This is a genomic window from Gordonia alkanivorans NBRC 16433, assembly GCF_000225505.1.
Lineage (GTDB): Bacteria > Actinomycetota > Actinomycetes > Mycobacteriales > Mycobacteriaceae > Gordonia > Gordonia alkanivorans.
On the sequence record NZ_BACI01000108.1, the window covers coordinates 37,578 to 42,751 of the forward strand.

A 5,174-nucleotide genomic window follows, 5' to 3' on the forward strand; every position below is an offset into this window, starting at 1 on the left:
TTCTAGTCGCTTCCGGGTGGGTCAGGGCATGCCGAAGAAGACCCGGTACCGCGAGGATGACCGGGCTGGGGTGGGGTGGTCGGGCGTTTAGAATCGCCTTGGTGAGACGGCTCGACGGCCGTGGTTCGTCGGCGTCACATGCGGACCGCCGGTGGTGAACCTCCCGAGTTCACGGCATGCGGCCCACGAGAACATGTGGGTTGCCCGTCGGGATTTAGCACAGGCTAACCTTAACACGGCCTGGTGCTGCCAACGAGACCCGCCGGACCTGCCGTACGCCGACGCCCGACGATTCAGGAGATGTGATGACCGAACCTGCCGTGCGGGTGGACGCCGTCACCAAATCCTTCGGTGACGTCCACGCGGTCCGCGGAATCTCCTTCGAGGTGCCGCGCGGCAGCGTCCTGGGCATCCTCGGACCCAACGGCGCAGGTAAGACCACACTCGTCGACATCCTCTGCACCCTGATCACCCCCGACTCCGGCTCGGCCACGGTCGCCGGCCAGGACGTCGTCCGGAACCCCGGCGGGGTCCGCGAGGCCATCTCGATGACCGGCCAGTACGCAGCGCTCGACGAGACGCTGGGCGGCCGGGACAACCTCATCTTCTTCGGCCGGATGCAAGGCCTACGACGCGGTGCCGCCCGCGAGCGCGCCGACCACCTGCTCGAGCAGTTCGATCTCGCCGAGTTCGGCAAGCGACCGGTGTTCTCGTACTCCGGCGGCATGCGACGACGCCTCGACATCGCCTGCGGACTGGTGATCCGGCCCGAGGTCGTGTTCCTCGACGAACCCACCACCGGACTCGACCCGCGCAGCCGCCAGGCGGTGTGGGCGCTGGTCGAAGCCCTCAAGGCCGACGGCATCACGACGCTCCTCACGACGCAGTACCTCGAGGAGGCCGATCGCCTCAGCGACAACATCATCGTGCTCGACAAGGGCCGAGTGGTCGCCGAGGGCACCGCCGAGCAGCTCAAGCGGAAGGTCGGCGGCGCCTACTGCGAGGTGGTCCTCGACGATCCGTCGCGGTCCGACGAGATGTGTGGGCTGCTGCGCACCCGACTCGGCGTCGACCCGAGGCAGACGGTCGCCGATGAGACGACGATCACCCTCCCCACCACCGACGGTGTCGAGACCATGGGTGCAGTCATCGCCATCGCCAAGGACGCGGAGATCCGGCTCACCGACGTCGGCTTGCGCAACCCCTCTCTCGACGACGTGTTCCTCACCCTCACCGGCTCGCCGAGCGGCACCACCGAGGATGCACCGCGATGACGACCACTCACCCCGCGGACCGGGAGACGCACGCCTTCTCCCGGATCGACTGGCCCGCCGACCGCGACCCGTCCGTCGTCTCACGGAGATGGCCCTTTCTCCGGCAGTGGTCGACGATGACCGACCGCGGCGTCCGGTCGGCGTGGGCCGAGGGCGAGTTCGCGGTCGCGGTGGTCATGCCGCTGGTCTTCGCGCTCGGCTTCTACCTACCGCTCCGTCTGGTGATGGCCGACCGGGGCATCGACTACGCACAGTTCCTGACGCCGATCATCGTGCTGCAGGCCGTCGCCTTCACCGCGATGGCCGCCGCCCAGCGCGCAACCCTCGACAAGCTCCGCGGGATGAACCGGCGACTCGCGTCGATGCCGGTGCGGGCCCTGGTGCCGCTTGCCTCGAGGATGACCGTCTCCTTGATCCGTTCGGTGGTCTCGATCACGGCAGCACTGGTCTTCGGTGCGCTGCTGGGCTTCTCGTTCGACGGCGGGATACTCGACACTCTTGCCTTCGTCGGATTCGCGCTCGCGGTCGCGGTGGTACTGGCGATCGGCGCGGATTCGCTCGGCCTGATCGCCCGGAATCCGGAGGCCACCTCCCAGTTGCTCCTGCTTCCGCAACTGGTACTCGGCCTGCTGTCGACCGGCTTCGTGCCGGAGTCGGGATTCCCCGAGTGGGCGCAACCGTTCGCCCGGAACCAGCCGATCTCCCACTTCGCCGCCACCATGCGGGAACTCGCCGACGGGAACCCGATGATGTCGACCGCCCTGCCGGCGCTGATCTGGCTCGGCGCGCTGGCCGTGGTCTTCGTCTTCCTCGCCCATCACACCCAGACCCACCGGCGGCTGTACCCATGACTCGTGTACCCGTGAGCCGAACTGCCGCCTATTCCCCGGACGTTCTGGGGTTCCCGCCGCGCCAGGAATGGACCGCCGAGTCCACCACGCGCGCGTTGGTCCGCGGCTCGACGATCCAGGCCGAACGGATCCTGGTGAAGTGGGCGACCGATCCGGTGACGCTCCTGCAGTCCCTGCTGTTCCCGGCGATCATGGTCCTGATGTTCTGGCTGGTACTGGACCGATCGGTCAGCGCCCACTCCGGGACGTCGAGCGTCTTCGGCATGGTCCCGATGGTGGCGCTGGTCGGTGCGATGTCCGGTGCGTCGATCAGCGGTCTCGGGCTCCGCAGGGAACGCACCTCGGGGCTGCTGACCAAGATGTGGGTTCTGCCCGTCCACCGCGCGTCGGCGATGGTCGGACGCCTGCTGGCCGAGGCGGTCCGCGTCGTCGTCACGGTCAGCGCTGTCCTCGCGGTCGGCACCATCATCGGCTTCCGGATCGAGTCAGGCGTTGTCGGCTATCTCGCGATCCTCGGGATCACCCTCGTCTTCGGGCTGTCCTTCTCGATCATGGTGACCGCCCTCGCCCTGCTCAGCCGGGACTCGCACATCGTCGAATGGGTGGCCATCGGCACCAACCTCGCGATGTTCTTCAACACGGGTTTCGTTCCCGCCGAGTCGTATCCGGGGTGGCTGCAGCCGATCGTCGAGTATCAGCCGCTCAGCTGCGCGGTCAACGCGATCCGCGGGTTGGCCGCCGGTGGACCGATCGCCGAACCGCTCCTGCTCACCGTCGCCTGGTCGGCCGCGCTGCTGCTGTTCTTCACGCGGCCGACGCTCGCCGGCTACCGGCGGGCGGCGGGACGATGATCAGCCGTAGTAGCAGCGGTACTTGATGCTGCCCTTGATCCGGCCGAGGAAGTTGCCGGCCGTGAACAGCCACCTGCCGGTCGGCACTCGGGTGATCACCGTGGGTAGCAACGGATTCCGGATCAAAATGAAGAGGAACATGTCGAGGGTCACGTACCACGGCCAGCGCGGCATCCCGTAGTGGCGATAGTCGGAATACAGCTGGACCGTGCCCATCCCGCACGTCACCGACTGTCGCCATAGGCCCGCGAGCGTATCCCGCAGACGGTAGGCGACGAGCGCCTTGGGAGCGAGACCGAGTGTCCCCCCGGACAACTGGACCCGGATCAGGAAATCGGAGTCCTCTGCGGCGTTCACATAGTCGACATCGAAGCCGCCCACCCGCTCGTACACGTCCCGCCAGACCCCGACATTGCAGGTCGGATGCACCTGCAGGAATCCCTGCAGGGCGTACGGTTCATCGGCCGGCAGCATCTGGCGCCAACTCTGGACCTCCGGCGAGTTGAGCGAATGGGTCTCGAGCCCGCCGCCCACCGCCGAATGACGCGTTGCGACCGCGGTCAATTCGGTGAGCCACTCCGGATACACGCGGTCGTCGGCGTCGCACAGCGCGATGAAGTCACCGTCGGCCGAGGCCACGCCGGCGTTCCGGGCGTACGAGATCCCTCGCACCGCGGAGGCGTCAACCCAGCGCATCCGGAGGCGCTCCCGCAATGAGTGGTGTTCGACGTGTTCCCGTAATCCGTCGGTGGATCCGTTGTCCGCGATGATGACCTCGAAGGGGCGTTCATAGGTCTGGGCCGCCAGTGCCTCGAGCTGGATGTCGATGACGTCGACGCAGTCGAGTGCCGAGATCACGACCGACACCAACTCGGGAAGCGGACGTTCGACGTCCTCGCAGCGTTCGGTCACCCGCGGTTTCTCCACTTCATTCTCTCGATCGCCTCCCGTCAGACCGTGGGCGCGGCCCAACGTCCGGTCGGGTATGCGGCCGGTCTCGCCGGCGGCGGCTGCGCGGAGGCCCGCACAGGTCAGGTAGACACGTGCGGGTCGGTCGGTGCCGATGAGCATCGCGCGCCCCCGGGCGATGACGTCCTTCGCGACCGACGCGGCACTCCAGAGGGGTTCGGTCCGCGAGTAGCGGCGGTACAGAACCGCTCGGTTGCGGGCGATGTAGTAGTGCCGGAACGGCGCATCCTCGGTGAACTCGACGGCGGCGCCCGCGCCCCGGCCACGGAGCAACCATCGAAGCGGCCGCGGCGGGGTCCATGTTGCGGCCCGTCCCAGTCGGTGCCGAATCCGGTTGCCCGGCACGATGAGTGCGTGGCCGCCGGCTGCGCGGGCGCGCAGGTAGAACTCGGTTTCCACGCAGTCGATGAACAGCGACTCGTCGAACAGACCGATCTTCTCGAAGAGGCTACGCGTGACGAGAAGGCCCGACTGCAAGGGCTCGAAAGCCAGGGTCAGCCCCTCGACGGCAAACCAGAACGGGGCCACGTCGTCGTTGATGTAGGCCGGCGATGCCATCACGTCCGACAGTCCGAGCGACTTGGCCAGTTCAAGGTGATCGACGGCCCGTCGGACGTAGTCCGGTTCGAGTGAGGTGTCCTGGTCGAGGGTGAGGACGGCGTCGGCATCTCGCGAAAGCGCCTCACGGACACCCTGGTTGAGAGCGTGTGCGATGCCCTGGTTCGATCCCGACTCGAGCACAGTCGCACCGGCCGCCGCGCAGTCGTCGAGGACGGTCCGCACGGCTCCCCGCGGGTCGGTCGTCAGCGACGGCGATCCGTCGTCGACGACGATCACCGAATCCACCTGCCGGAGAACATTCGCCACGGAATCGACGAGTTCTCGCGTCGGCTCGAAGGTGGGGATGACGGCGACCACGGTCATGACGGGGTTCCTTCGTTGTCGGTGAGATAGAGAGCGGCCGACACCGCGGCGGCCGTGGCGGTCACGTGCGGAGCACGCATCATCGCGTGATGGTCGGCGGCGACCGTGACGGTGCGCATGCGACCGGTCACCATCCGCGCCCAGGTGTCGGGATGGTCGGGGTTCTCAGCGGCGCGGATCAAGGTGATGTCACCCCGGTACGGCGTCGGCCGGTGGCGCCGGATCTGCTGACGACCGAGATCCCAGAAGACGTTCCACTGCAGGGTCGTCGGGAGGTTCCACCAGCCGGCGGTCACGACCAGGGC

The 5,174-nt window shown here is 67.6% G+C and carries 4 protein-coding genes and 1 pseudogene; 3 read left to right on the forward strand and 2 right to left on the reverse strand.

All coding sequences use genetic code 11. The annotated features are described in order from the left end of the window. Positions 1–305: 305 nt before the first annotated feature. Genes GOALK_RS19585 through GOALK_RS19595 form a run of 3 tightly spaced genes read left to right on the forward strand, consistent with a single transcriptional unit; the run spans position 306 to position 2,976 of the window. Positions 306–1,274, forward strand: coding sequence for a daunorubicin resistance protein DrrA family ABC transporter ATP-binding protein (locus tag GOALK_RS19585; RefSeq protein ID WP_006360570.1), 969 nt, complete (start codon positions 306–308; stop codon positions 1,272–1,274). After that, a complete protein-coding gene (locus GOALK_RS19590; RefSeq protein WP_006360571.1) occupies positions 1,271–2,125 on the forward strand; it encodes an ABC transporter permease in 855 nt (284 codons plus the stop codon). Before GOALK_RS19585 ends, GOALK_RS19590 begins: the two co-directional genes overlap by 4 nt. After that, complete coding sequence (locus tag GOALK_RS19595) at positions 2,122–2,976, forward strand: ABC transporter permease (RefSeq protein WP_042377894.1); 855 nt, start codon at positions 2,122–2,124, stop codon at positions 2,974–2,976. Before GOALK_RS19590 ends, GOALK_RS19595 begins: the two co-directional genes overlap by 4 nt. On the opposite strand, the gene GOALK_RS19600 is transcribed toward GOALK_RS19595, so the two are convergent. Further along, entirely contained in the window at positions 2,977–4,869 is a 1,893-nt protein-coding gene (locus GOALK_RS19600; RefSeq protein ID WP_006360573.1) for a glycosyltransferase family 2 protein, read from the reverse strand. Next, a pseudogene (locus GOALK_RS19605) lies at positions 4,866–5,174 on the reverse strand (peptide synthetase); the annotation flags it as partial. The gene GOALK_RS19600 and the pseudogene GOALK_RS19605, both read right to left, overlap by 4 nt.